We start from the raw sequence: 25130 nt of genomic DNA on the forward strand, positions 1-25130 counted from the left end.
TTATCTGGTTATGGTAATATCATTCCAACTTTTTACGACGCGGTCGATGAGCGTCTGTGCAATTTTCAGCGACATACCGGCTTCCGCCATTGCGATGGTAATATCGTGTACGTCTACGGATTCAGGGTCTACAATCATCTGTTGCCCGAGTTCCGCAGTCCGCTGCTGTTTTACATTTACTTCGTCAAAGGCTTTAAGCAGGGTTTGCTCAAAGCTCATTGCTTTTTTATTTACTGCCGTATCGACTAAATCCGTATCCGAAACCATGCGGCTGCGGAAGCTATCGACGGCGATCGGCGCTATTGCCGGATTTTTCATAATAGCCGGAACCTTATACAAGGTTGCCGTATTGGTAATCGTCATAGGTGCCCCTTATCTCGCTAGCGTCCGATTTCGAGCGCACGCTGAAACATTTCTTTTGACCCCTGAACAACCGCCGCATTCGCTTCATACGAGCGGGATGCGGAAATCAGGTCAACCATTTCCGTTACGATATTCACATTCGGATATTCAACGTAACCCGCTTTCGGTCCCGAAAGTATTGCATGGGGATGGTCGGGCTCATACGACAGCCGCGGCTCGGAGTTATCTTTTTCAATACCGGTTACGCGGACACCCGTGCCGACTCCTCTGTCCATATCGGAAGAAACAAAGGGAAGCCGCCAATCGATGCCGTCGTTTTTCTGTGCAAGAACGACGCGGCTGCGGCGGAAATAGCCTCCTTCCTGTGAACTGGTAGTGGAAGCATTGGCGATGTTATCGGAAATAACATCCGTTCGTAACCGTTCGGCGCTCATACCGGTCGCCGCTATGTTGATACTGCTGAAGATACCCATTTACCGCTCCTTATTTTAACACCGACTGTACTTGGCTGTACTGAAAACCGGTCATCTGACTCAACAGCTGATACTGCATCTGAATCTTGAGGATAGTCATCGCTTCTTCTTCAGCATCTACGTTGTTGCCGTTCGCCTTTGCTGTTGTCGTGTAATCCAACACACGCCGCGGAGAAACCGAACGATAGTCGATAACACCGTCCGACTTAATATGCCGGGGATCGGTTACCGCTAACTGAAACTGACCGGCAGCCCGTTTTTCGGAATCGAGCGCATGTTTCAGTTCCGTTTCAAAATTGACCGATGTCCGCTTGAAATCCGGTATCTCCGAGCTTGCAAGGTTGTTTGCCGACACGGTATAGCGAAGGGCGTTTACATCAAGCGCACGGTGTAAAAGATCGACTGTCTTTTGAAAACTGTTTATGTGCATCTCAACTCCTTTAAATTATTCGTATACTCATATATCGGCATTATAAAAATTCCCTTGAGGAGCGTTACAGGATATAACGGGATAAATCTTGATCCTGTACGATGTTCTTCAACCGTTCGTCGACATACGCGCGGTCTATTTCGACGGTCTTTTCGGTCATATCGCTTGCATTAAACGAAATATCTTCCAATAGCATTTCCATAATCGTGTGGAGGCGGCGGGCGCCGATGTTTTCCATCGTTGAGTTGACCTCCGCTGCGAGGTTACTCATACGCTCGATTGCTTCATCCTTAAAGATGACGGTAAGTCCTTCGGTTTCGAGCAGCGCTTTATACTGTTTGGTTAATGCGTTTTTAGGCTCAAGGAGAATCCGCTTAAAGTCTTCCGCATGGAGCGATTCCAGCTCTACCCGCAGCGGGAAGCGTCCTTGAAACTCGGGGATAAGGTCGCTCGGTTTTGAAATGCTAAAAGCGCCCGCCGCGATGAACAGGATGTGGCGGGTATCGACGACGCCGAACTTTGTGTTGACTTTGGAGCCTTCTACTATAGGAAGAATATCACGCTGCACCCCTTCGCGGGACACATCGACACCGCTGCTCCGCTCGCTTTTGGACGCGACTTTATCGATTTCGTCGATGAAGATAATCCCCATCTGCTCAACCCGCTCTTTTGCTTCCTCTACAATCTTATCGTGATCGACGAGCCTATCGAGCTGGTCATCCATAATAATCGTGCGTGCTTCTTTTACGCTGGTCGTTTTACGTTTGTTTTTACCGGCGCCCATTAGCATACTGCTGATATTCGACATCGCGCTTTCGAGGTCTTCCATGCTGGAACCGCCGGCAAAGATTTCAAAACTCGGCATTCCTGACTGCTGTACGGAAACTTCTACCATTTTATCTTCAAATTTGCCGTCCCGCAGCATCTTGCGGAACTTTTCCCTCGTTTCGTGCATATCGTCTTCAGCTTGATTGCCGTCTTCTGCCGAATTAACTTCCGCTCGGATTTCTTGGTTATTTTCTGATTCCGCATTATGCTCCGAGCCGGAGATTAAAAGCGGCTTAGCGCTTTCTTTCCGATTCCGCTTTTTCTTGTTGGAACCCGGCAGTAACAGGTCAAGGAGAATTTCCTCCGTGTTTTTTTCCGCCTGCGCTTTCAACGTTTCCTGCATCTCGCTTTTTACCATAGAAAAGCCGACAGCCATCAGGTCGCGGATCATCGATTCGACATCGCGGCCGACATAGCCGACTTCGGTGTACTTTGTCGCCTCTACTTTAAGGAACGGCGCTCCTGAAAGTTTTGCAAGGCGTCGGGCAATTTCGGTTTTACCCACACCGGTCGGCCCGATCATCAGAATATTCTTAGGCGCTATTTCTTCGCGGATTTCTTCGCTTAATTTGAGCCGGCGTGTCCTATTCCGCAGGGCGACGGCGACGGCCTTCTTTGCCTTTGTCTGCCCGATAATATATTTGTCAAGCTCCGCCACAATGTGCGGAGGGGTGAGTTCATCCAAGTTGATGGTCATTGTTTCTCCTATAAAAACTTTTGCAGGATGTTGCAACATCCGAAAAAGTTTTTAGCCGTGCGCGTTTTACGCGCACATATAAATAATCAAGTTTGCAACGCAAACTTGAGATAAAAAGTACCGGCGATATTTTAGACGGTACTTTTTATCGTATTTCCTATATGTTTATATTTCTTCTATATGTATGTTTTCGTTGGTGTATACGCAAATTTGCCCTGCGATGTTTAAGCTCTTTTCCGCAATTTCGCGAGCAGACAAGTCCGTGTTGCGGAGTAGGGCGAGCGCTGCGGCATACGCATAATTGCCGCCCGAGCCGATTGCAAGCACATCTTCTTGCGGTTCAATGACATCTCCGTTCCCGGAAATCAGCAAAATAGTCTTTGCGTCCGCAACCAACAGCAACGCTTCAAGATTTTTCAGCATTTTGTTGGTGCGCCACTCTTTGGCAAGCTCGACCGCAGCGCGGGTAATGTCTCCGCCGTATTCCTTGAGTCTTCCTTCAAACTTTTCGAGCAGTGTAAAAGCATCGGCCGTTGCGCCGGCAAAACCGGTCATTACTTTGCCTTCGTAAATCTTGCGGACTTTGCGGGCATTTCCTTTCATCACCGTTTGCCCCATCGTAACCTGCCCGTCGCCTGCCATCGCAACTTTTCCGTTCCGTCTGACAGCAATAACGGTCGTACTCCGCACCTTCGTTTTTCCCATGTATAACCTCATTAACGGTATTAAGATATATTGATACTATTTCTCATTATAGCATAATATACTTCTTTTGAAAATATACGGTGTATCTGCGTTGTCGCTTAACAAAAAACAGTCCTCGACGTACAACAAGTACGCCTGCGGGTGTTTTTTGTACGCTCCTAGCATCTGCACCGTCTATTTTCAAAAGCTTACGGAAAGGTTATGTACCGCGTGGCGGTTCTGAAAATCCTCAACGTATCAGAACGGACAGGGATGTCCGTGGTTCCACGCAGAAACGAGATTTGCGAAATGCAAATCTCGCAGCCCAAGAATGTACACGGACGTTCATTTTGGGCGAGGATGTCCGTGGTTCCACGCAAAGGCGATGTTTTTGCGCAGCGAAAACTCGTCGTTGAAAAGTGTACACGGATGTACACTTTTCAACAGGCCTGCGGTTAATTTGTGCTCGCGCCTCGTATCTGCGCCGTTTATTTTCAAAAGTGCCGGATACGGTGCATCTGCTCAATTATTTATCGGTTTTCGTTGATAAACACGCGTGGAACACGCTTGTGGATACCGCAGGTGATTTCGTAGGGAATAGTGCCTGCAATGTCTGCCAGCGTTTGTGCGCTGTTGTCCTGCGGATTTGGGCCGAAGATACACACTTCGTCCCACCGTTGTACCCACGGGTGCGCGCCGAGGTCAATCATGCATTGATCCATACATATTTTACCGATAATCGGGAAGAATTCGTTACCGATGCGTACTTTTAGTCCGGGCGAAAGCGCTCGACGTAAACCGTCCGCGTATCCGATCGGAAGGGTTGCGATATAGGTATCCTGCGGGGCTGTCCAATTGCGCCCGTAGGAAACGCAGGTTCCTGCACGTATCTGCTTTATCAGCACTACCTGCGTTACCAGCTCCATAACGGGTTTTACGTCGATAGCCGTTACCGTATCCTGTATGGGCAGGTAGCCGTAGGCGAGGAGACCGGGGCGCACCATGTCGAACTGCGCTTCGGGCATCATCTGCACCGCGCCTGAATTGGCGGCATGAACGAGCGGGATGTGTATGCCTGTCTGTCTGATTGCTTCGACGGCATCGCTAAAACGTTCCAGCTGACCTTTTGTAAAGGCGCGGTCGGATTCGGAATCGGAGTCCGCAACGGCAAAATGCGTTGCGACACCCTGCAGCCGCAAATTTTTTGCCCGCACAATTTGGGTTGCAAGTTTTACCGCTTCCGACGGCTTGCAGCCTATCCTGCTCATACCGGTATCTATTTTTAGATGTACCGCAACGGTTTTCTTTTGCGCATCGGCCGCGCGGTTGAGTTCGTTGATGAATTCCTCATCGATAACAAGCGGTTCCAGTTTATATTCTATAATAGAATCTATTTCTTCTAAAATCGGCAGACTGAGCGAAATAATCGGAGCGACAATGCCCGCCTCTCGCAGTTCTATACCTTCCTGTACGGAAGCAACAGCGAGGTATGAAACCCCTGCACGAATTGCGGCAATTGCCGTCCGCACGGCGCCGTGTCCGTAAGCATCGGCTTTAACCGGTAAGCAGATCTTTGTTTCAGAGTTAAGTGTTTGTTTGATTTGGGTAATGTTATGTTTCAGATTATCCAGATGGATAATCGCTTTTGTTGCACGCATGGGCGGCATTGTACAGCAAACGGCAAATAATTGCAATTTATAAAAAAACGCCTTAATACGTTTACCCCGAGGCGCGCCCTTGACATTATTTTTATGAGTGATATACTAGCGGTGTATTTGTAAGTTTTAGCTAATTAGTTGAGGGCTTTATGTATATTACACAGAATAAAAAACATACCTTTGCCGCAATTTTGTTCGCTTTATCGTTCATATTTATTCCGGTTAGCGGACTGTATGCCGCAAATGACGAAGAGGTGCTGGATTCGTGGACAGGAATTGTAAAAAAGATGGAAGTGCATCTCAATAATGCTTACGATCTTTATACTCAAGGAAAATCCAAAGAAGCGTATGACGAAGTGAACGTTGCCTACTTTAGGTTTTATGAATCTAAAGGGATGGAAAAGATAACGATGGGGTACCTTTCCGGTGCCCGCAAAACAACGGTTGAAAATGCGTTTTATGAATATCGTCGAAATGTATACAGCGATAAAGACAACGAGATGGTAAAAGCGCATAAAGATAAGCTTATTGCAATGCTTTACCATGATGCAGCCGAGCTTGACGGCACGTTGGACGAAAGCGGCAGCGAGACTGCAAATACCGCTCAATCGGCAGTTGTTGCAACGTTTATTTCCTGTTTTGTATTGGTACTCCGCGAAGGCTTGGAAGCAATCCTTGTTATCGCCGCTATTATCGCCTATCTTGTAAAAACGGGGAAAAAGAAATATATCATGTCGGTATATGTCGGTGCGTTGGGCGGTATCTTGGTTAGTATTCTGCTGGCCTTTTTGTTCGGCGCTGTTGCCGGTGCTCAGAGCGGTATCGCTCAGGAAGTTTTTGAAGGCATCGGTATGTTTGTCGCAGTTATCGTGTTGTTCTATGTCAGTAACTGGATGCTTTCAAAGTCCGAAACCGAAGCATGGGAACGGTACATTCATAAGAAGGTTGAAGCATCGGTTTCTACCGGAAATAAATGGGTCTTAATTTTCGCGGCCTTTATTGCAGTTGCGCGTGAAGGCGCCGAGCTTATTCTCTTTTTCCAGGGTGTTCCCATTCATGGAACGAGCGGCCGGAATGCAATGATCTTGGCGATTGTGCTATCAGCGGTTGTTTTGATTGCGGTGTTCCTAGTATTTAGGTTCTTAACCGTGCGTCTTCCGCTTAAACCTTTCTTCTTGGTTACCAGCGTATTGATGTATGCGATGTGCTTTTCGTTTACCGGAAAAGGTGTGTCGGAACTGCAAGCTGCCGGTGTTGTCAATAAGACCGTTATTCCGTGGATGGGCTTTGAAATGGACTTCCTCGGTATTTATGCAACGTATGAAAGTCTCATTCCGCAGATTATCGTACTTGCGGTGATTATCATAATGTCTGTTGTATATGCAAAAAAGAATAAACAACAGCGTGCTCAAATTGAAGCTGAAAAGGCGAAGATTGAGCAAAAGTAAAAAGATATAGGCCGATCTCAAAAGCAAAGTTTTTGAGATCGGCGATGACAACTGCTTTTGGGCTGCCGGATTGCGGAAAATAACCGGTGTCCTGCAAGGCTGTAATGAATGTGAAACAAAAAGAAAATAAAGATATTTATAGGAGGATAGTTTCAAAATGAAGAAAACCGTATCTTTTCTTTTTGCACTGATTGCAATCGCTTTTGTGCTTGCATCATGTGAAAAACCTGCGCAAAAGCAGGAAATGGCAAAACCCGCTGCAGAACAAAAAGCTGCGGCTCCTGCACCGACTGAAGAAGAAGCTGCAGGTTTTGATGAGTTCCCAATCGGAGACGAACAGGATGTAGGCCCGCTCCACATCGGTGGCGTTTACTTCCAGCCGGTTGACATGGAACCTGCCGGAAACAGCCTTTCCAAGAACGAAGCTGACTGCCACATCGAAGCGGATATCCACGCAAATGATGAGGGTAAAGTGCTCGGTTACGGCGTAGGCGACTTTGTTCCGTATCTTCATGTTAAGGCTTATGTTCAAAAGCAAGGCTCGAGCAAAGTGCAGGAAGTTGCATTTATGCCGATGAATGCCGATGACGGCCCCCACTACGGTGCAAACATGAAGTTCGAAGAAGGTCTCGGCAAATACAATGTCAAATTCGAAATCAAAGCTCCGGGTAACGATTACCTGTTGCACGTTGACAAAGAAACCGGTGTTACCGGCCGTTTCTGGACGGAACCGCTCGTTGTCGAATGGAAAGATTTCGAATGGAAAGGACCTCAGTGGTAAACAGTATGCAGTTTTAAGGCGGTGCCGGGTCATTTAAACAGTTGATCGGTATGCCTTACAATCAACCTGTTTGGAAACTTCCGTTTCGGGACAGGTTGTCTTGGAAACTGCTTTGCCACACTAAGCGGTAATCGCTATTCTTTCTTTGCAAGATACTCCTATTGAAAGGTATGTTTTGGGAAAGAGTGGCGGTTACCGCCGGTTTTTTCTTGGAGGTGTATCATCTTAAAATTTTATATAAGAGTTTTTGAAGCAGGTATCGCCTTTGCATTGGTGTTAGCCGTTGTATTTGCTTCATTTAAAACTCAAGAGTCCGAGAGAACGGAAGAATCCGAAAAAAAAAACGGCTTGTTGTTTTAGCAAGTATGCTGCTGGGTTTTGTCGGCAGTATCGTTTCAGCAATTCTTAGATCAATTCCCAACTATATAAATAGAACACGTTTCGCTTTTTGGTGTATGGTTCCTGTTACCATCGCGCTTCTCTTTTTACTCATTCTGCTTTTTATTTCACCTAATCTTAAACGAAAGATAGCGCATATATATGAAAATCTTTTTAGTGCGGCAATTTTCTTGTATGCAGCCTCGATGCTGTTTTACTATCTTCCCGTTATCATCATGCTGGCAACCACATTGGTTAATTACGGCGAAAGCGCGGTAAGTACGATTGTCTTATTCAGACTGATAGGTTATGTACTCGGTATTGTGTGTATGCTGTGCGCCGGTTTAGCGATCTATAAAACGTTGATTAAATTATCGGCCATAGAACTCAAGGTATCGGTTGCCGGAGCGCTTTGCATTTTCGGTGTTACGCAAGTAGTTGTTATTTTACAGCGCCTCTATTCGTTGGGGATTATTCCTCGCAACGACTTTATCTTTGCATTCATTGCCGCGGTCGTAAACCATGGTAATTTCTTTACCTTTGCAATTATCCTATTCATTATGATTCCGCCGATTATCCTCTGGCGGAAAAACCGGACAATTACGGAAACATATCACAACAATGCCGAACTGCGGAAACTGAAAGCGCAAAAACGCAACGCACGCCGGTGGGCGAAATTTTCGCTGGTCTTGCTGATCGGTTCGGTTTTATCTCTGTCTGTGTTGCGGCACTACGTTGACCGGGAGGTTCCGCTTTCGCCGCCGGAAAATTATACGATTGCCGACGGTATGGCGATGATTCCTATTTCGGAATTGGAAGATGATAAGCTGCACCGGTATGCGTATACTTCGGAGCAGGGGATTGAAGTCCGGTTTATTGCCATTAAAAAGAGCGAAGGCTCTTATGGCGTAGGACTTGATGCGTGCGATATCTGCGGTCCTACCGGATATTTTGAACGGAACGGGGAGGTTATCTGTAAACTCTGCGATGTCGTGATGAACAAGGGAACTATCGGCTTCCCGGGCGGATGTAACCCTGTGCCGGTTGCGTATATCATCCACGATGAAAAGATCAAGATAAAGATAGCCGATCTTGAAGCGGAAGCGCACCGCTTTAAATGATGGAGGTTCGATAGCAATTATGTTTTGGAGAATGATAGCCGGTTCCCTCTTCCGTCAGAAAGGGAAGATGGCGATGATTGCGTTTACCATTGCGCTAGGTGCGAGTCTTTCAAGCGCAATGCTCAATACGATGCTCGGAGTAGGGGATAAGGTAAATCAGGAGCTGAAAACCTACGGAGCGAATATCAATGTCGTGCATAAAGAGGCCTCGCTTCTCGATGATATTTACGGAGTAGAGTCGGGGAGTACCAAAAAGTATTTACGCGAGGATGAGCTGTATAAAATTAAGACTATATTTTGGGCGTACAATGTTGTTGACTATGCTCCGTTTTTAAACGTGTCCGTTGAATATAAGGGCCAAAATAAGCCCGTCCGTCTGACCGGTACATGGTTCGATTATAAAATAGACTTGCACACCGGACAGGAAGTTATTACCGGTATCCGGCGGATGCGAACGTGGTGGGAAGTAACCGGTACATGGGCTTCCGATACCGATGATTCCGCCTGTATGATCGGCAGCCTCTTTGCGGGGAGAAACGCTATTCATGTCGGCGATGTGATCGAAGTAACAGGCCCTGCCGGAAGCGCATCGTTGACTGTTTCCGGCATATTCAATTCGGGCAGCAACGAGGATGAGTACATCTTTACACCCCTTCATACGGCGCAGCGCCTGTTAGGAAAAACCGATGTGTGCGAAAGCATCGAGGTAAGTGCGCTTACGACGCCTGATAACGACCTTGCACGAAAGGCCGCGCGGAACCCTTTAAGCTTAACCATCAAAGAGATGGAGGTATGGTACTGCACCGCGTATGTCAGCAGTATCTGTTACCAAATTCAGGAAGTGATTACCGATGCCGTTGCAAAACCGGTGCGGCAGGTCGCCGAATCCGAAGGGGCGATTTTAAATAAGACCACGCTGCTGATGCTCTTAATCACAATTTTGAGCTTGCTCGCTTCCGCATTGGGAATTTCCAACCTTGTAACGGCAAGCGTGATGGATAGACGCGCGGAAATCGGTTTGAAAAAAGCAATCGGTGCGAGTAACACGGCGGTTACCGTATCGGTGTTGACGGAGATTATGATTATCGGCTTAATCGGCGGAACAATCGGTTACTTTGCCGGATTGGGCTTAACGCAGATTATCGGGCGGAGCGTATTCGGTTCGGCTATTCCTCCCGCGCCGATGGTGATTCCGATTGTCGTGCTTATCATCTTTCTTATCACCCTGCTCGGCAGTCTGCCTTCGGTACGGTATTTACTCAAACTCAATCCTACGGAGGTGCTGCATGGAAAATAAAATGCACGCCGAAATCGGAAAGAGCGGATACGGGAGTGAAGCGTTATGACAAGAAACAGAATGTATTTAAAGATGATTACAAGCTCGCTGATACGCCGCCGGTCGCGGATGCTTGTCGCGTTGTTGGCAATCGCAATCGGTTCTACGGTACTGTCGGGCTTACTGACTATTTACTATGATATTCCGCGCCAGATGGGGACGGTGTTCCGCTCATACGGCGCAAATTTGATATTTCTTCCGGCGGAAAGCGAATCCAAGATTATGGAGGAGCAAATTAGCGCTATTAAGCAGGTGATCGATCCTGAAAAGCTGGTCGGTTTTGCGCCGTATATCTATCAGTCGGCAAAGGTGAACGAGCAGCCGTATATGATCGCCGCAACGGATTTGGAAAGTGCGAAAAGCAATAGTCCCTATTGGCTTATTCGCGGGGACTGGCCGCACAATAAAAAGGAAGTGCTGATCGGGCACGAAATAAGCCGCAATATCGAACTGTCGGTCGGCGATACCTTTATCGTCAATACGCCGAAGCCGAACGGCGATGTAACGGTCAACGAATGTACAGTGTCGGGTATTGTTACCACCGGCGGCGTAGAAGAAGAATTTATCTTTATGAGCCTTGAGGATATCAAGGGTATTATCGGGTACGATGATCAATTTGATGTGATTGAGTGCAGCATCGACGGCAATCAGGAATATCTTAAATCGATCGCCGACACGGTGTCGAAGCAGGTGAGCGGTATTACCCCGCGGCTGGTAAAGCGCGTAACGGAATCTCAGGATGTAGTCTTGAACAAACTGCAGGCGCTCGTGTGGATTGTTACCATTATCGTGTTGTTCTTAACGATGATCTGTGTAACGACGACGATGATGGCGGTTGTCGCGGAGCGTAGAAAAGAAATCGGCTTGAAAAAAGCGCTCGGCGCGTCGAACAGCAGCGTCGTAAAAGACTTCCTCGGCGAAGCGGTGATGCTCGGTTTGATCGGCGGTATCTTGGGCGTGGTACTCGGCTACGTGTTTGCGGACAACGTGAGTATCAGCGTATTCGCCCGCGAGGTTTCGTTTCCGGTACAGCTTGCGCCGTTTACGGTTATCGCCTCGATTATCATCACGATTGTTTCCTGTTTATTCCCGGTACGCGCCACGGTAGACATCGACCCCGCTTTGGTTTTACGCGGGGAGTAGAAATAGAAAAGGGAGATTATTATGGATATTTTAACATTGAGCGGAATTTCAAAGATTTACGGCGACTTAAAAGCCTTGGATAATATAAATTTAACGGTGGAAGAAGGCGAGTGGCTGTCGATTATGGGACCGTCCGGTTCCGGTAAAACGACGCTGATGAATATCATCGGCTGTATGGATAAGCCGTCACTCGGCAAGATTGAGCTGGCAGGGCAGGATATTTCAAAATTGTCCGCGAAGGAATTAACCGTCGTCAGGCGGGATACCATCGGCTTGGTTTTTCAGCAATTCCACCTTGTCAACTATCTTACCGCGCTTGAGAACGTGATGATGGCGCAGTATTACCACAGTATGCCCGATGAGGAAGAGGCGATGGAAGCGCTTGCGAGCGTCGGCTTAAAGGAGCGGGCAAAGCACCTGCCCAATCAGCTTTCGGGTGGAGAGCAGCAGCGCGTGTGTATTGCCCGCGCGCTCATCAATCACCCTAAGCTCCTGCTTGCGGACGAACCGACCGGCAACCTCGATGAAAAAAACGAGCGGTTGGTGATGGAGATTTTTGAAAAGCTGCACAATACCGGCAGTACCATTATCGTTGTTACGCACGATCCGGAGGTTGCCGATCAGGCGGAACGGATGGTTGTACTTGAGCACGGGAAAATCGCGCGCATCGAAAAGATGAGCAGAACGCGGCCGACGCTGCAAAAATAAGATGTGCAGGGAAAAACACATCAGAGGTTTTTTAGTCCCACGCAAAATAAATAGGATGTTCAACCAGAACTGCCATGGATGGCAGTGGTTCCATACAGCAGCGATGTTTTGTGCCTGCACAAAACTCGCTTTCAACTGCTGTACAAGGATGTACAGCAGTTGAAGATGGCTCAAATGGTCTCACATCCTATTTATTTTGCGATTTTGTTTTGTCTGATGTGTTTTTCCCTTTTTCTAGCATAAATTGCACGAAATTTTAAAGAAAATTTCATACAAGAAGGAGTAAAAAATGAAAAAAATATCTTTGCGTATATTCACAATTACATTGGCACTTGCGGCGTTTTGTTTCGCAGGGTGTAGTAAAAATGAAGGGACTGCGCAGCAGGCCGGACAATCGGCACAAGCTGTACAACCTACGGTACGGTATAAGGATGGCGTTTACAAAGCGGTTTCCGGTATTAAAGACGATTGGGGCGGAAATGCCGAGGTAACGATAACCGTTAAAGACGGTAAAATTACCGACTGTGAATTTCTATCCTACGAGAAGGACGGAACGCTGAAAGGCGAGGACTACGGCAAAACCGACGGAGTGATTAAGAATGCCGGTTTATACAAAATTGCGCAGAACGCAATTAAGAATGCCGAAAAGTACGGACCGAAACTGGTTGAAACGCAGCAGCTTGATAAAGTGGATGCGATTGCCGGTGCAACCGTATCTTATGAACTGTTTGAGAACGTAGTCGGTATTGCGCTTAAACAGGCGAAGGCGGAGTAGTAACGATGGCAGCTTCCGAACCGGTCAAAAAATTAACGGTTATCGAACTTGCGAAACAGAACCTTAAACGCAAGCCGTTTAGGACGGTGAGTTTGATTGTGCTGACCGCGGTGCTGGCGTTCAGTCTTTTTGCAGGCAGCTTTTTGGTCAAGAGTCTGAACGGCGGAATGCAGTCTCTGTCGAACCGGCTGGGTGCAGACATCATTGTGGTTCCGCAGGGCTATGATTCAAAAATCGAAAGCGCACTGCTGCGGGGTGAGCCGAACAGCTTTTACTTTAAGTCCGAGGTTGTAGACCGCCTTAAAAAGATTGAAGGCGTTGATCTCGCTTCTCCGCAGCTTTTTATCGCAACCCTTTCCGCAGGGTGCTGTTCGTTTCCGTTGCAGGTAATCGGCATCGACTTTGATTCCGATTTTAATATTAAGCCGTGGCTCGAAAGACAGATTCGGTTACCGCTGACTGATAATCAGATTGTCGTGGGCAGTAACATTGTCGGGGATACGCATTCCGAGGTTAAGTTTTTTAATCAGCCTTTTGTGATTACGGGGCGGCTCGCGAAAACCGGTATGGGCTTTGACAACTCCGTGTTTATGACAATTGAAAATGCAAAGCGGCTTGCAAAAGAATATGAGCGGATTATGGAACATCCGGTTGCACAGGATGAGGATCTTATCTCCAGCGTTATGGTGCGGATAAAACCGAATGCCGATGTCAAAACGGTTGCCAAGCGTATCCTCGCTGAGTTTGAAGGGGAGCAGATTTATCCTCTTATTTCCAAACGGATGATGACCAATATTTCCGCAAGTATCGCAAACCTCAATGTGTATATTTATGTGCTGCTTGCGCTGCTCTGGCTGTTGTCATTCATTGTACTTGCGGTGTCGTTTTCTTCGATATTCCATGAGCGGAAAGAAGAATTCGGAATGCTGCGGATTATCGGCGGTACAAAGAAAAAACTTGCGCAGCTTGCTTCTGCCGAAGCGTTTATCATCAGTGCATCGGGCGCAGGGATCGGGACGGGTCTGTCCTGTTTAATTGTTCTCTTGTTTAATCAGGCAATTATCGCCGGTCTTAAAATGCCCTTTCTTACGCCGCCGGTTTTGTGGATACTGTTGTGTGCCCTTTTAACCTTATCGGCTATTTCGGTTATCGGCCCGCTTGCCGCACTCAAAACAATTCACGGATTTACCAAGCAAGAGCCTGCGCTACAGCTGCAAGGATAGGGATTATCTATCCGTTCCAACATTCCGCAACTGCCGGTTTTGATAATCCGCCACAATTCCGTGCAGTTGCAATTTTGCAGTGTTATCATTCCGAGAACTGCTCCAAAAATCAACAACCACGATGCACACCATTGCTACTGAATAGAACAGTCGCCATCCGTGGCAAGTTCAAAAATTGACCTCCTTGTCAATTTTTGAACGCGAGTTTTTGCTGTGCAAAAACGTCGCTGTTGCTGGGAACCACCGCTATCCGTGGCGGTAAAAAAACAGTGACTATTAAATCTCTCTGCATGAATAAATACTCATCGTTAATCATACAAAGATCGAGTTTTAATCTAGGATATCGTTAACGGCATTTATAATTTTTACTAAAAGCTGCGGGTCAAGAGTTTCAGGATAAAGAATATCTATGGTATCTTTAACCGTTATTTTACTTTTATGAAAATTTCTTTGACGTGTATTTTCGATTTCAATATCCACTGATTCTTCATATTCGCCGGTATTTAAATTAACCCACTTAAAAGATTCGGGCAATACAGTCTTAATTTTATGAGAAGCATTATTTTTCTCTTCGATAGCTTGTTTTAATGCCTCCCGCTGTATTTGAGTACCGTGATTTAAAAACACGGTTGTGGGAAAGATATTGTGTGTTCCTCGTGTATTATTGAAACCGTGAACATATTCAACAAGTTGTTCTTGGTCTGCATGCCCAGAATAGAATGCAGACATATCTTCTATTTTGCACTTTACTTCATACAACCGCATCTCGGTATCGTTTAACTTTATGTTAAATAAATCTTGCTCGGTATATACTTCTTGTCCTAATTTTTTAAGCAAAGCACCATTTGTTCCTTCACCTTGATAACCGGTTAAAACAAGCGTATTTTTCTCATCTTTTAGGAATTCAACTAATTTATTTATATTTTCGCTGTTTAAGAAATTATTTGAAAATAAACAGACATCATTATAATAAAAGCATGCATCAAATTTTTCATCCGGTCTTATTGATGATGCTCGTGAGCATGAATACTCATTAGATAAAATATCATTCATAATTTTTTTGCCTTCCTCTAATTTTTCTTCTGCTTCTGTAACTTGAGGTAAAAAAGCTTTAAAAAATTGAGGTGAAATATAGTGATATTTTATCTCTTTGTTTTTATTCATAGTACAGCTAAAGAGATTTTTTTGATAAATCTGATTTACTTCAGCGGTTAAAGATGAATAATAACCATAATGAATATCCATGCCGTTATAGAATTTTTTATACAGGCCATTTAATATATTAATTATTCCGATTTGAGCATACTCAGGCAAGGTTTTAAAAAGGGTATCATTATTATATTGCGCATTATACCCTGATATATAATTTTTAATTTTATCTGGAGGCGGAAACTCTTTTAAATATAATATCTCTTTAAACTTCTGATTTTCTTCAGAAAAAGCAATATTTTCTTCAACTAAATCAAAATAGCTTAACCATTCTTCTTCCATCACATCTTCTTCGATAAAACTCTCTGGTGTAAACTGCATCGGCTGATTTTTGATGTAATATAAATCCGTTAAAATTTCTTGCATCCTATTTAAAACAAATGCAGGAATTAAAACTTTTCCACCTTTTTCTTTTGTTATATGTATGATGCGCCAAAGTTTATAAATCTTTTTAAGAAAAAGATTTTTCTTATTACGAATTCTATTTCCGTATGTTGATTCTAAAACGATATAGCGGTTTGATTCACTGTAATAAGGTGTCGAAAAATCTTTTAGTAATATACTTTGAGCATCTCCGTTTTTTACCGAAAGTTCATCACATGGACCGACATCCCCCGAAAAACAAATTGCTTCCCAATGGTCATATTTATTGTTTTCGATCGGTTTAGAATTTTCTTTGATCCAGGTAAATGTAAAAGAGCAAGAGCCGAGGATATGTCCCGTTCTGAGCGGATACATACATAAACCATCATCAATTGATATTGGTTTTTTTGCATTACCGAACAAAAACCCTGGTCTTTCATCTATCGGCTCAAAATTCATTTGGTTTATAAATTGTTTTATATCCTTACTTTCCTGTTTTTTTATATGTAGAGCATCTTCAAGCATAATCTTTGTCAGATCCATGGTTGCTCTAGTACAGTATATCCTTCCTCTAAATCCGTTGTCAATTAAATCAGGTAAAAGCCCTATATGATCGGCATGAGCATGGGTTAAAAAGACTGCTCTAATCTTTTTTGCTAAAGAAAGAACTCTCTTTTTATTGTCGATATAATTGTGATTTATTTCTTGATATTCTCCGCAGTCTACCAGATAATAATTGCAAATGTCCTTTTCGGAATTACTATATTCCAGCAAGGTGCATGAGCCTGATACACAGTTGATTGCTCCCATAAAAGCAATTCTCAATTTATTTTCTTTTTTTGTGTTATTCATATACTTCTCCTTATAACGTATATAATGACCTTATAAACACTATTTATTTGTAGATTAAGATCAATGGACAGAACCTAATACGGTCAGTCAGACATACTTGTAAGATTATTACAAGGAGATGTAAAATAATGAGAATACTCACTATTCAATTTTATATTACGTTATTTACTGATTATGGTCAAGTATCCGCCACGGACACATGCAATATCAGACAAACCTTTACCGGCAATCAGTTTCCTTCAGTTCATGAATTTGACATCATACTGCACACTTTTTATCTTTTCTTCTTCATTTTCGGCGCCGGTAATTCATCATACATTGCATTAAACAAGCCCGTTATAAATGCTTTGTCATCAACTTCGTCTACTAAAAGCATTTCTTTTGCGCCTTGATACGGCAATTCGTAGGAAGCGTTCGGCATATACGCAATTGCCGACGGAACCGCTTTTACCAGTAAGCGGTCATCGTAGATACCGCCCACAATTTTATCTCGATAGTAAATGATAAATTCTCCCATCATTGCGCGATAGCGTATGTCTTGCAATTCCGATAACTGTTCCAAAATAAAATCTAAATATGTTTTACTCGATGCCATAATTACTAAAGTCTACTGTTTTTAACTATTATTTGTCTATACTGTTCATTTTGCGCTGTTTGCAAAAACGTTTTTTTACTTGACATTACTTAATAATAACGCTATATTAAAAACCGACATCATTGTCGGTTTTTTGACAGGCAAGGAGGGACTTTATTTTGAAAGAAGAAAAACAAAAAGTTGGACAGATGAGAAAAAGAGAAATTCGAGAAGCCGCAAAAAAATGCTTTTTAAATAAAGGCTTTCAGAATACAACAATGGAAGATATCATTACGGAAATAGGTATGAGTAGAGGCGGCGTGTATCATCATTATGCAAGTACAACTGAAATGCTAAAAGACTTAATGCTTGATGGAAATGAATACAGAAATAGCTTGATAACTGAATATTTAGCGCATAATCGGAGCAAAGATAAATATCAGCAAATGGGTGATATTTTAACAAGTAAGGCATTAGCGAAAACCGATTTAATGAAGCTGTACTCACTTCTTTTGCAAGCAAAAAACTATAATCGGGATTTGGAAGATTTATATCAGGAACTAAAATTGCACACAACTAAAGAACTTGATCTCATTGCAAAGAAACTGGGAATTACGGTACATATTTTTAAGGATGGTTTTTTAGTTTATTACATTAACGGTTTAATAGTGAGTTCGGAAGTGCTTAATGCACGGAATTCTTTTGATGCTCATAAGAAGTATATAAAAGAAACAATCATACAATACATTATTGATCTTGAAAAAAATAACTAAACCAATAGGAAGAGGTGAATTACGATGAAACAAGATATGAAAACACAACTATTAACTAAAAGTCCTAAAGAATTGTTATTCAAGTTGGCTATCCCGGGAATAATCGGAATGCTGGTTATCGGTCTGTACCCGTTTATGGATGGGATATTTGCAGGGCGGCTGATTGGGGACTATGCGATGTCGGCAATCAGTGTATCCATGTCCTTGACAATTATAAATGGCGGAATATCGGCTTTGATAGGCGTAGGCAGTGCATCGATATTATCACGAGCTATCGGTAAGGGTGATAAAGAAACAATAGATAAAATATTCGGCAATTTTTGTTATTGGGTTATTTTATTTTCTGCAATTATCACAATAGTAGGTTTGATATTCGCACCTCATTTTTTAGACATGGTTGGCGCTAAAGGAAATATTAAAGATCTGGGGGTGAGATATTTGCGGGTTGTGTTCTTTGGCTCTCTCTTTGTCAATTTCGCTCAAGCAGGTAATATGACAATGCGCGGCGAAGGGGCATTAAAACAATCAATGATGATTATGGGAACGGGAGCCATACTCAACATTATGTTAGACCCTATTCTTATGAAGCTCATGGGAGAGTATGCTATTGAAGGAGCTGCTATCGCAACCGTATTATCTCAAATCGTACAAGCTTTATTAACATTTCATTATTTTTCAAAGAAGAGTTCATTTGTGAAAATCCATAAAGTCAAAAAGTACAAAGCAATTTACCGTGAAATGTTTAGTATCGGCAGTTCGGCAATGATGATGCAAATTTTATTTGCGGTGCAGCAAACATTTTTATTTAAGCAAGCCTTTGTATATGGCGGAGATAACTGGGGAATTTTGATGTCTGCAACAATGAGATTATATATGTTTTCATTTATTCCGTTGTGGGGAATGAGTCAAGGATTGCAGCCTGTTATAGGAGCAAATTTCGGTGCAAAACAATACGGGCGAGTAAAAGATACGATGAAGATTTTTATGTGTGGAGCAACTATTCTTGCGGCTGCTTCGTGGATACCGTCAATGTTTTGCTCCGATACATTACTGTCGTTATTCAGTGTAAGACATGAGATTATTGAAGCCGGCGTTAAAAACTTTAAGATGTTTTATTCCACATTTATTTTATACGGAATTATGATTATGACACTGACTTTTTTCCAATCCATTGGAGACGGTAAAAAAGCAGGGATTATTGTACTGTTGCGACAATTGGTATTATTTATTCCGGCGATACTTCTGTTGCCGCAATTATTCGGAGCGTCAGCTGTTTGGTGGGCGGAGCCTATTGTAGATTTTACAATGATTATAGTCGGATTGTTTTTAATGCTTAACGTAATGAGAAAAATAGAAAAGGAAGCCGCTTAAAGGATTCCTTCATCTTAAAACAATGAACTTTTTATGGGAGATGATGCTCAATGACAGGGTTGAAAAGAATGAGTCATTAGATATGTGGGCATCTCTAAAAACTCGGTTAGATTTTTAGAGATGCCCGACGAGTCTTTTTGATAAGTCTTTACATTTTTATGACTTATCAAAAAACATCGCAAAAGAAATCTAAGGAAAACCTCTAAAAACTGAAGTTTTTAGAGGTTCCCATGTATTTTTCTTCCAAGCCGTTTCTCCAATCTCCACTGTGGTGGGGAACCGTCATCGCCCCAATATTCATCCATCGCAATGATTTTATCATCTTTTAATTTTATAAACGATACCACGTGAAAAGAACTTGTTCTATCGACACTGTATACGTTGACAGCGGTGATAATTAAATCACCGATTTGTTCTATTCTTTCGATTGTTCCGTCCCATGTTCCCGGATACTCGCAATTTGCTTGTATGTATTCTTCAACCGTGAAATGCTCATTAGTACAATGCCAGTTGATATATGCGGAATCGGAAAAGTAAGTGCGTAATTGTTCGGCATCTTGTTTTAATACTGCGTTCAAAAAATCTTGTATGTTCATAGCCGACCTCAAAGTTAGATATTCAATTCCATTTCAATACATTCCCATGCGCCATTCGGCATCATATAGGTTATAACTTTTTCTGTTGGTTGAAAACCGGTGGCTTCATAACAATGCCGTGCACGCTCATTATTCGTAAAGACTCCCGCAGAAACCGCCCTATTCTGTCGGCAGACCATTGATAAAGTTGCTTTGTATCCTTAATCCAGCTGCAAATGATTTTGGAATCTTGCGCTTCATATTTTCTTAATACCATGATCGCCTCAATAATATTTTTTTATAAACGACACAACGGATTCTTCTTACTTCACCGCATGTGTTGCAATGAATGAAGGGATATGCAATTCATGCAAGCGTCCTTCTCCGTTCGTGTCTTCGTATATATCGGTGAGTGTGAAACCTGCGCGCAGCTGTCCGCCGATTTGTTCGCTTACTGTATGAGAAAATTGCCAACCGCTGTTCGCTTCTTCAAGCTGTTTGCGGTGCGCTTCGTAAACGAGCGGATTAAATGGAAGTGCGTTGATAATTTTCTCTTCTTTTTGATCGACAATATAATTGATACCGGTATCAAGTCCGCACAGTAACACGCCGCCTTTTTTGAGTATGCGGAAACATTCGGCAAACACCGGTTCAACTTTTTCGATATAGCAGTTGCTTACCGGATGGAAAATAATATCGAAGGATGCATCGGCAAAGGGCAGCGGTTTTGACATATCTGCACGTATAATGTTAATTCGATAACCTTCACGCTCGGCAACAATTCGCTCAGATTCAAGCTGTTTTTCAGAGTAGTCAAGTATCGTGCATTCCGCTCCGGCTGCGGTAAAAATCGGCATTTGCTGCCCGCCTCCCGACGCAAGTCCTAACAGCTTTTTTCCTTTTAAATCACCGAACCATTCACGCGGTACCGCTTTTGTCGGCGTCAATACTACAGACCATTGTCCGTTTTGTGCATTAATATACGTTTCGTGATCAACGGGCTTACCCCATTCCCAGCCTTCTGTAATCCAACGGTCGATCACCGCCGCATTTGCGTCCTGATAATTTTGATGTGTATTCATAAAATGCTCCATATTAATCTATTCCTCAATTTTATGCTTGCTCAATACAGCGAATAAAATAACAATGCAATATCCAATGATTGCAGGTAATCCGCTTTCTATGCCAAATGTACCGCCTGTTATCCATATATTTTCGCTGCGAATGACGTAGGATACTAAGGGAGTAGTATCCGGTTTTACTGAAATACCGAGAATACCGAGAATGAAAAAATTCCATACTCCATGTATTACTATTGAGTTGTTTACCGTATCTTTTGCATATGTAACGGATGAGAACATTATACCGACTGTTATACCGGCAAGTAACAATTGCAGGATATCGATTATGCTCATGCTGCCTGATATATGAAGAAGGGCAAATAATGCAGACGGTACAAATGCGGCAACTTTTCTATTCCATCGTATTTCTACCAACTTCATTATATATCCGCGGAAAAGTATTTCTTCACAAACTCCTGCGGACAATCCGATACTGACAGCAAAGCATATCTTTTCATATATCTTTATGTTATTTACCGATAATGTACCGTTTAGAAAAAAATAATAAAATCCTATAACACAGCATGGTAAAATAATTGAAATAAGAATAAATAATTTTGACGGTTTTACATTATCTATCCGGAAAAAATCCAATCGTTTTTTTAACCCTTTCCGGATATAGAGCGATATCAACAAGAGAAAAAATAGAATATTAAAACAACAGTTTATGATGATAATAATACTATGAACAGTAATAATATTCGAGAAAACATTTGATAATATTGCTGCAACGATATTTGCAATAATAAACAGAATAATACCGATAACACAATGCGCTATGGTCTTTAGACCAAAACGATCATCTTCAATAGCAATAAATGAATTCCACATAAAACATTCCTTTGAAATACAGCAGTTGAGAGAATATCAATTCTCGAAAAATGATGCATTGATGCACGAAAAGTGCACATACAATCTGTGATGTTTGCCGCAAGGTAAACTCATCGGTTAACTTCGGCATCCTTAGACGGAAACACCTATATAACTTGCCAAATAGGGTTTCATACAGGAATCGCCGGAAAGAAGATAAATCAGGGCATTTGTATCAGCCATGTAGTCAATTCCACTCATCTCGCATTTCCTTTTGCATTGTAAGAGCATCAGGCTGTATTTTTATACTGCCAAAATATTTTGATAAATCTTGTTGCGAATGTTTTTCCACATTTTGTTTGTATCGATATAAAATATACTGGACATAATTTTCTATATCTGCAAGATATTCCCGCGGCACTGTTTTTATTTGCTCAAAAAAAGTTTCGTACATAATGACCTCCATTACTAAAATGATTTATCTTAATTATACTTAAAAACATTCTTTTCGCTATCTTTCAGTCCGAATATTCAATTTGCTTACAATTTTTTCTTCTCTTTCGTTTCTCAAATCTCCACTGAGGCGGAACTCCGTCATTGCTTCTCATAAACAAAACATTTTACTATGTCTAAATTTTTTATGTGCATCGGTTTTTGAACGGGATAACGCTGTGCAAGTATGCTCAGCATTGTCCGCATTTGAAATCCGTGACCTACAATCACCGCATTTTTGTTTTCCATTAAAGACATCAATGCTTCGACTTCATGCTTGACCATCCGCTTTGTTCTTTCCTGCCGCGGATTGTTGCAAAACCACTGCATCCGTCCCCAGAATAGCCATCGCCATAGCGAAAGCGGCTTATCAGAATCTCGATACGGATAAATCGGTATTTCCGAAAACTCCGGTAACCGCATCGGTGTTTTATCAGGAAAGAGCAGTGCCGCCGTGTCAATACTTCTTTTTAACGTACTCGTATAAAGTTCAAAATGCTCCGGTAATTCATCTCTGATAGACCGAAGCTGTGAAGCGTTGATCCGTTCTATCGGTGCTTCATCATACTCAGCCTGCGCCTGAGCAAAGCCCTCAGCCGTATATTTCTTTTCCCAATTAAAAAGCACGTGTGCATGCCGTATCAAAATAAGCATTATGGTGCATACCTCATGTGTTCCCGCTACAGTGTGCTTTGTGTGTGTTGAGGATCAATCTTTGTGCAACACTACCGGAGATAGCCAGTGTAACAGAATATGCTCTGTTAGAATCTATTAGAACGAGATAATGATGGTATGAAAAAGAGAGTAAAGAGTCAATAATGGATGATAGGACATCTCTAAAAACGATTCCGGTTTGGCAAACGGACAACTTAATGCATTTCCCTACAGAATCAGACTACAGAATAAGACGAGATAGACTTGCGGGTTTTAGAGGTTCCCGAATGGTTGACAAACCCCTATTTTATAGGGTATATTGCAAAGGGAACCTCTAAAAACTTCAGTTTTTTAGAGGTTTTCCTTAGATTATTTTGCGATGTTTTTTGATAAGTCGTAATAATGTAAAGACTTATCAAAAATACTCGTCGGGCATCTCTAAAAATCTAACCAAGTTTTTAGAGATGCCCTAAAGTGTAAGATGAGAAGAGAATTTATAGAAACGCCATCGTTCACAAAAAGATGGTTTGCACTTGGATTTAATGATGATGATTTGGCTGAATTGCAACAATTCCTTATCAAAAATCCGGAGGCAGGCGATATAATGATTAGAACAGGCGGTTTGAAAAAAATCCGATATGCTTTTCAGGGTAGAGGCAAAAGCGGAAGTGCCAGAGTTTGCTATGTTGATTTTGCAACTTTTGCAAAAACATACCTGATTCAAGTGTTTTCAAAAGAAGAAAAACCGAATCTAACCGATACGGAAAAGAATGCAGTAAAAAAAGTTATCGGTGTTTTAAAAACAGAAGCTGCAAGGAACTGGAGGAAAGAACATGAGTGATTTTTTTGATAGTCTAATGACCGGCTTAAATGAAGCGGTTGCTATTGAACGAGGTGAGTTAAAAGGCCGTAAAACCGTGTATGAAATTCAACCTATAAAAAAATATAATAACATTGAAATAAAACACATAAGAAATTCCGTTGGGATGACACAGGTTTTGTTTGCAAATTACATGGGTGTTTCAACCAAGACGGTAGAAGCATGGGAAAAAGGAACAAATCGTCCAACCGGTACCGCATGCCGTTTAATCAGTATGCTGGAAAATAAAACATTTGAAACACTGCCTTTTGTAAAAAGGATAGCAAGTGCGTAATCAACACTTCGGTGCATCTTGCGATAGTTTGTACAATACGCAGTAACCTATCGCAAAAAAGCTTAACCGCGAAATGCTCATTGGTACAATGCCAGTTGATATATGCCGAATCGGAAAAGTAAGTGCGTAAGCGCTCGGCATCCTGTTTTAATACTGCGTTCAAAAAATCTTGTATGTTCATAGTTTTACCTTTCTTGTAGCGTTTTGTTTATAAAGGAAATAATTGCTTCTTCAAGCTGTGTAATACCCGGCTGTTCAATCGGAAAATGCCCCGCGTTTTTAAGCGTGCATAGTTGTTTTTGACTCCGTACGCGATCAAAAAAAAGGCGGCTTATCCATTCGGGTGTCCAGCGATCTTTTTCAGGATGACAAAGCAAAAGCGGAATTTCAAATGCTTCAGGCTCTACGGCAGGAATGCTTTCCATCATCGAACATAACAAACCAAGATGCACGGAAGATCCTGCTCCCCTTTTATCCTGCAGCAACAAAGAAAGTACCCGGTCGTTGTTGACGATTGCTTTCATATTCGTTATCGCCTTTACCGGAATTTTTAAGTGCCTTATCTGCTTCGGTATAAAACGTAAAAGCGGCAAAGCGATACGCGCCTGCAATTTGTTTTTTGCCGAATAGTTACGCACCGGCTTTAAGCGATTATCTAACAGGGTGGTAACGATGATGCCGGAAACACCATGAGCTAAGCAAGCGATGTTGTATGCGAGCATGCCGCCTGCACTCAACCCCAGCACAAAAAGCTTTTTCGAGTGTAGCAATTCCTGTCGTACAATGTGCACACCGGTATCGATCCATGTTTTATAAGACGGTATGCCCTCGTATTCGGTATAGCCGTACCCCGGCAAATCCGGACAGACAACCTTATAGCCGCGCTTTGCCAGAGGAGCTGCAATAAACGACAGGAGCCGACCGTTCCCGCCGACACCGTGGAACAGCACGAGCGTAACACCGTTGTTGCTATGTTCGTTGTATATGTCGAGATGGATGTTCGTTCTGTCGAATGTGCTGAACATTTCGGAAGGAGCGCATGAAATGCTTATCCTGTTGCGTTCGGGCAAAAACGCTTGAAGTTTTTGCCATGTTTCATCGTTTGTATACATGCAGCGCTCCTTCATTCGTGTGGA

Annotated in this window: 26 protein-coding genes; 12 read left to right on the plus strand and 14 right to left on the minus strand. The window is 42.9% G+C overall.

The genetic code is table 11. The features are described from left to right. The 6 genes from fliE to alr form a co-directional block, all read right to left on the minus strand. Entirely contained in the window at positions 1 to 363 is a 363-nt protein-coding gene (gene fliE, locus HGH47_RS07805) for a flagellar hook-basal body complex protein FliE (RefSeq protein ID WP_432911526.1), read from the minus strand. 17 nt (positions 364 to 380) lie between these two features. Beyond that, positions 381 to 836, minus strand: a complete 456-nt coding sequence (flgC, locus tag HGH47_RS07810; RefSeq protein WP_016524168.1) for a flagellar basal body rod protein FlgC — start codon at positions 834 to 836, stop codon at positions 381 to 383. Between the two features lie 10 nt (positions 837 to 846). Next, positions 847 to 1266 (minus strand): flagellar basal body rod protein FlgB, encoded by a 420-nt coding sequence (flgB, locus tag HGH47_RS07815; RefSeq protein WP_016517858.1) that lies wholly within the window; start codon positions 1264 to 1266, stop codon positions 847 to 849. A 64-nt stretch (positions 1267 to 1330) separates the two neighbouring features. After that, entirely contained in the window at positions 1331 to 2791 is a 1461-nt protein-coding gene (hslU, locus tag HGH47_RS07820; protein WP_212566431.1) for an ATP-dependent protease ATPase subunit HslU, read from the minus strand. Between the two features lie 165 nt (positions 2792 to 2956). After that, positions 2957 to 3496, minus strand: a complete 540-nt coding sequence (hslV, locus tag HGH47_RS07825) for an ATP-dependent protease subunit HslV (RefSeq protein ID WP_432911530.1) — start codon at positions 3494 to 3496, stop codon at positions 2957 to 2959. A gap of 509 nt (positions 3497 to 4005) precedes the next feature. Further along, a complete protein-coding gene (alr, locus tag HGH47_RS07830) occupies positions 4006 to 5133 on the minus strand; it encodes an alanine racemase (protein ID WP_432911533.1) in 1128 nt (375 codons plus the stop codon). Positions 5134 to 5282: 149 nt separating this feature from the next. On the opposite strand from alr, the gene HGH47_RS07835 reads away from it, so the two are divergent. The 8 genes from HGH47_RS07835 to HGH47_RS07870 all read left to right on the plus strand — a co-directional run bounded on the left by HGH47_RS07835 (position 5283) and on the right by HGH47_RS07870 (position 14046). Next, positions 5283 to 6581, plus strand: coding sequence for an FTR1 family iron permease (locus tag HGH47_RS07835; RefSeq protein ID WP_432911536.1), 1299 nt, complete (start codon positions 5283 to 5285; stop codon positions 6579 to 6581). A 157-nt stretch (positions 6582 to 6738) separates the two neighbouring features. After that, positions 6739 to 7362, plus strand: a complete 624-nt coding sequence (locus HGH47_RS07840; protein WP_016524162.1) for an iron transporter — start codon at positions 6739 to 6741, stop codon at positions 7360 to 7362. Positions 7363 to 7817: 455 nt separating this feature from the next. Next, positions 7818 to 8861, plus strand: a complete 1044-nt coding sequence (locus tag HGH47_RS07845) for a Fe-S-containing protein (RefSeq protein WP_232502157.1) — start codon at positions 7818 to 7820, stop codon at positions 8859 to 8861. Between the two features lie 19 nt (positions 8862 to 8880). Next, positions 8881 to 10158 (plus strand): ABC transporter permease, encoded by a 1278-nt coding sequence (locus tag HGH47_RS07850; RefSeq protein ID WP_016524160.1) that lies wholly within the window; start codon positions 8881 to 8883, stop codon positions 10156 to 10158. A 45-nt stretch (positions 10159 to 10203) separates the two neighbouring features. Next, on the plus strand, positions 10204 to 11340 hold the full coding sequence (locus HGH47_RS07855; protein WP_432911542.1) for an ABC transporter permease: 1137 nt from the start codon (positions 10204 to 10206) through the stop codon (positions 11338 to 11340). Positions 11341 to 11361: 21 nt separating this feature from the next. Then, positions 11362 to 12048 (plus strand): ABC transporter ATP-binding protein, encoded by a 687-nt coding sequence (locus HGH47_RS07860; RefSeq protein WP_432911545.1) that lies wholly within the window; start codon positions 11362 to 11364, stop codon positions 12046 to 12048. 289 nt (positions 12049 to 12337) lie between these two features. Beyond that, entirely contained in the window at positions 12338 to 12823 is a 486-nt protein-coding gene (locus HGH47_RS07865) for an FMN-binding protein (protein ID WP_432911547.1), read from the plus strand. 5 nt (positions 12824 to 12828) lie between these two features. Continuing rightward, positions 12829 to 14046 carry an ABC transporter permease gene (locus HGH47_RS07870; protein WP_432911550.1) on the plus strand — a complete coding sequence of 406 codons (1218 nt, stop codon included), beginning with the start codon at positions 12829 to 12831 and terminating at the stop codon, positions 14044 to 14046. Between the two features lie 330 nt (positions 14047 to 14376). Here HGH47_RS07870 and HGH47_RS07875 read toward each other — a convergent pair whose 3' ends face one another. Together HGH47_RS07875 and HGH47_RS07880 are read right to left on the minus strand one after the other, a co-directional pair. After that, positions 14377 to 16470, minus strand: coding sequence for an MBL fold metallo-hydrolase RNA specificity domain-containing protein (locus tag HGH47_RS07875; protein WP_432911553.1), 2094 nt, complete (start codon positions 16468 to 16470; stop codon positions 14377 to 14379). 274 nt (positions 16471 to 16744) lie between these two features. Further along, positions 16745 to 17065: a TfoX/Sxy family protein gene (locus tag HGH47_RS07880; RefSeq protein WP_006189650.1), complete on the minus strand. Its 321-nt coding sequence runs from the start codon at positions 17063 to 17065 to the stop codon at positions 16745 to 16747. 158 nt (positions 17066 to 17223) lie between these two features. Between HGH47_RS07880 and HGH47_RS07885 the strand changes: the two genes are divergently transcribed. Further along, entirely contained in the window at positions 17224 to 17817 is a 594-nt protein-coding gene (locus HGH47_RS07885) for a TetR/AcrR family transcriptional regulator (RefSeq protein ID WP_432911558.1), read from the plus strand. A gap of 24 nt (positions 17818 to 17841) precedes the next feature. After that, positions 17842 to 19188 carry an MATE family efflux transporter gene (locus HGH47_RS07890; RefSeq protein ID WP_432911561.1) on the plus strand — a complete coding sequence of 449 codons (1347 nt, stop codon included), beginning with the start codon at positions 17842 to 17844 and terminating at the stop codon, positions 19186 to 19188. 218 nt (positions 19189 to 19406) lie between these two features. On the opposite strand, the gene HGH47_RS07895 is transcribed toward HGH47_RS07890, so the two are convergent. The 5 genes from HGH47_RS07895 to HGH47_RS07915 form a co-directional block, all read right to left on the minus strand. Further along, positions 19407 to 19784: a nuclear transport factor 2 family protein gene (locus HGH47_RS07895; RefSeq protein ID WP_432911564.1), complete on the minus strand. Its 378-nt coding sequence runs from the start codon at positions 19782 to 19784 to the stop codon at positions 19407 to 19409. A gap of 302 nt (positions 19785 to 20086) precedes the next feature. Further along, on the minus strand, positions 20087 to 20845 hold the full coding sequence (locus HGH47_RS07900) for a class I SAM-dependent methyltransferase (RefSeq protein WP_212566446.1): 759 nt from the start codon (positions 20843 to 20845) through the stop codon (positions 20087 to 20089). A gap of 18 nt (positions 20846 to 20863) precedes the next feature. Next, positions 20864 to 21715 carry a CPBP family intramembrane glutamic endopeptidase gene (locus HGH47_RS07905; protein ID WP_212566447.1) on the minus strand — a complete coding sequence of 284 codons (852 nt, stop codon included), beginning with the start codon at positions 21713 to 21715 and terminating at the stop codon, positions 20864 to 20866. Between the two features lie 226 nt (positions 21716 to 21941). Beyond that, positions 21942 to 22148, minus strand: a complete 207-nt coding sequence (locus tag HGH47_RS07910) for a hypothetical protein (RefSeq protein WP_230974639.1) — start codon at positions 22146 to 22148, stop codon at positions 21942 to 21944. A gap of 140 nt (positions 22149 to 22288) precedes the next feature. Continuing rightward, the gene (locus HGH47_RS07915) at positions 22289 to 22840 is read right to left on the minus strand and encodes a histidine phosphatase family protein (protein ID WP_212566448.1); all 552 of its coding nucleotides are present in this window, start codon (positions 22838 to 22840) and stop codon (positions 22289 to 22291) included. A gap of 481 nt (positions 22841 to 23321) precedes the next feature. Here HGH47_RS07915 and HGH47_RS07920 point away from each other — a divergent pair, with 481 nt between their 5' ends. Together HGH47_RS07920 and HGH47_RS07925 are read left to right on the plus strand one after the other, a co-directional pair. Further along, positions 23322 to 23681 (plus strand): type II toxin-antitoxin system RelE/ParE family toxin, encoded by a 360-nt coding sequence (locus HGH47_RS07920; protein ID WP_212566449.1) that lies wholly within the window; start codon positions 23322 to 23324, stop codon positions 23679 to 23681. Then, a complete protein-coding gene (locus HGH47_RS07925; protein ID WP_212566450.1) occupies positions 23674 to 23994 on the plus strand; it encodes a helix-turn-helix domain-containing protein in 321 nt (106 codons plus the stop codon). Before HGH47_RS07920 ends, HGH47_RS07925 begins: the two co-directional genes overlap by 8 nt. Before the next feature lie 185 nt (positions 23995 to 24179). Here HGH47_RS07925 and HGH47_RS07930 read toward each other — a convergent pair whose 3' ends face one another. After that, positions 24180 to 25106, minus strand: coding sequence for an alpha/beta hydrolase (locus tag HGH47_RS07930; RefSeq protein ID WP_212566451.1), 927 nt, complete (start codon positions 25104 to 25106; stop codon positions 24180 to 24182). Positions 25107 to 25130: the final 24 nt, after the last annotated feature.

The organism is Treponema sp. OMZ 805 (genome assembly GCF_050937395.1).
In the GTDB taxonomy this organism is placed as follows: Bacteria; Spirochaetota; Spirochaetia; order Treponematales; family Treponemataceae; genus Treponema.

Coding starts and splice junctions, on each gene's coding strand:
- HGH47_RS07875 (WP_432911553.1), bottom strand. CDS start 16,470: ATGAATAACACAAAAAAAGAAAATAAATTGAGAATTGCTTTTATGGGA.
- hslV (WP_432911530.1), bottom strand. CDS start 3,496: ATGGGAAAAACGAAGGTGCGGAGTACGACCGTTATTGCTGTCAGACGG.
- HGH47_RS07910 (WP_230974639.1), bottom strand. CDS start 22,148: ATGTACGAAACTTTTTTTGAGCAAATAAAAACAGTGCCGCGGGAATAT.
- HGH47_RS07930 (WP_212566451.1), bottom strand. CDS start 25,106: ATGTATACAAACGATGAAACATGGCAAAAACTTCAAGCGTTTTTGCCC.
- HGH47_RS07855 (WP_432911542.1), top strand. CDS start 10,204: ATGACAAGAAACAGAATGTATTTAAAGATGATTACAAGCTCGCTGATA.
- HGH47_RS07865 (WP_432911547.1), top strand. CDS start 12,338: ATGAAAAAAATATCTTTGCGTATATTCACAATTACATTGGCACTTGCG.
- HGH47_RS07890 (WP_432911561.1), top strand. CDS start 17,842: ATGAAACAAGATATGAAAACACAACTATTAACTAAAAGTCCTAAAGAA.
- HGH47_RS07845 (WP_232502157.1), top strand. CDS start 7,818: ATGGTTCCTGTTACCATCGCGCTTCTCTTTTTACTCATTCTGCTTTTT.
- HGH47_RS07850 (WP_016524160.1), top strand. CDS start 8,881: ATGTTTTGGAGAATGATAGCCGGTTCCCTCTTCCGTCAGAAAGGGAAG.
- fliE (WP_432911526.1), bottom strand. CDS start 363: ATGACGATTACCAATACGGCAACCTTGTATAAGGTTCCGGCTATTATG.
- HGH47_RS07900 (WP_212566446.1), bottom strand. CDS start 20,845: ATGAATACACATCAAAATTATCAGGACGCAAATGCGGCGGTGATCGAC.
- hslU (WP_212566431.1), bottom strand. CDS start 2,791: ATGACCATCAACTTGGATGAACTCACCCCTCCGCACATTGTGGCGGAG.
- HGH47_RS07895 (WP_432911564.1), bottom strand. CDS start 19,784: ATGAACATACAAGATTTTTTGAACGCAGTATTAAAACAAGATGCCGAA.
- HGH47_RS07915 (WP_212566448.1), bottom strand. CDS start 22,840: ATGCTTATTTTGATACGGCATGCACACGTGCTTTTTAATTGGGAAAAG.
- HGH47_RS07920 (WP_212566449.1), top strand. CDS start 23,322: ATGAGAAGAGAATTTATAGAAACGCCATCGTTCACAAAAAGATGGTTT.
- HGH47_RS07880 (WP_006189650.1), bottom strand. CDS start 17,065: ATGGCATCGAGTAAAACATATTTAGATTTTATTTTGGAACAGTTATCG.
- HGH47_RS07870 (WP_432911550.1), top strand. CDS start 12,829: ATGGCAGCTTCCGAACCGGTCAAAAAATTAACGGTTATCGAACTTGCG.
- HGH47_RS07835 (WP_432911536.1), top strand. CDS start 5,283: ATGTATATTACACAGAATAAAAAACATACCTTTGCCGCAATTTTGTTC.
- HGH47_RS07925 (WP_212566450.1), top strand. CDS start 23,674: ATGAGTGATTTTTTTGATAGTCTAATGACCGGCTTAAATGAAGCGGTT.
- flgC (WP_016524168.1), bottom strand. CDS start 836: ATGGGTATCTTCAGCAGTATCAACATAGCGGCGACCGGTATGAGCGCC.
- HGH47_RS07860 (WP_432911545.1), top strand. CDS start 11,362: ATGGATATTTTAACATTGAGCGGAATTTCAAAGATTTACGGCGACTTA.
- HGH47_RS07905 (WP_212566447.1), bottom strand. CDS start 21,715: ATGTGGAATTCATTTATTGCTATTGAAGATGATCGTTTTGGTCTAAAG.
- flgB (WP_016517858.1), bottom strand. CDS start 1,266: ATGCACATAAACAGTTTTCAAAAGACAGTCGATCTTTTACACCGTGCG.
- alr (WP_432911533.1), bottom strand. CDS start 5,133: ATGCGTGCAACAAAAGCGATTATCCATCTGGATAATCTGAAACATAAC.
- HGH47_RS07840 (WP_016524162.1), top strand. CDS start 6,739: ATGAAGAAAACCGTATCTTTTCTTTTTGCACTGATTGCAATCGCTTTT.